Here is a 310-nt window from a genome sequence, read left to right as displayed (position 1 = left end):
GAGAACGTAGCAGCAAGCGTAGGTATCGGACATACACGCTGGGCTACACACGGTGTTCCAAGTAAAGTAAACGCGCATCCGCATCAAAGTACATCAAAACGCTTTACACTAGTTCATAACGGTGTAATTGAAAACTATGAATTAGTGAAAAAAGAATATTTACAAGATGTAACGTTCGTAAGTGAAACAGATACAGAAATTATCGTACAGCTTATGGAACAACAAGTGAGCACAGGATTAAGTGTAGAAGAAGCGTTCCGTAATACGCTATCTCTTTTACATGGCTCTTATGCAATCGGATTACTTGATG

At 39.4% G+C, this 310-nt stretch carries 1 protein-coding gene; it reads left to right on the top strand.

The features are described from left to right. The coding region (locus tag FE392_RS22710; protein WP_319931941.1) for a class II glutamine amidotransferase at positions 1–310 on the top strand (310 nt) is incomplete at both ends.

Origin of the sequence: Xenorhabdus santafensis (assembly GCF_033949405.1) — a bacterium.
GTDB classification, from domain to species: domain Bacteria; phylum Pseudomonadota; class Gammaproteobacteria; order Enterobacterales; family Enterobacteriaceae; genus Xenorhabdus; species Xenorhabdus santafensis.
The sequence above is the reverse complement of the archived record's forward strand: the minus strand, read 5'-3'. Positions and strand labels throughout refer to the sequence as shown.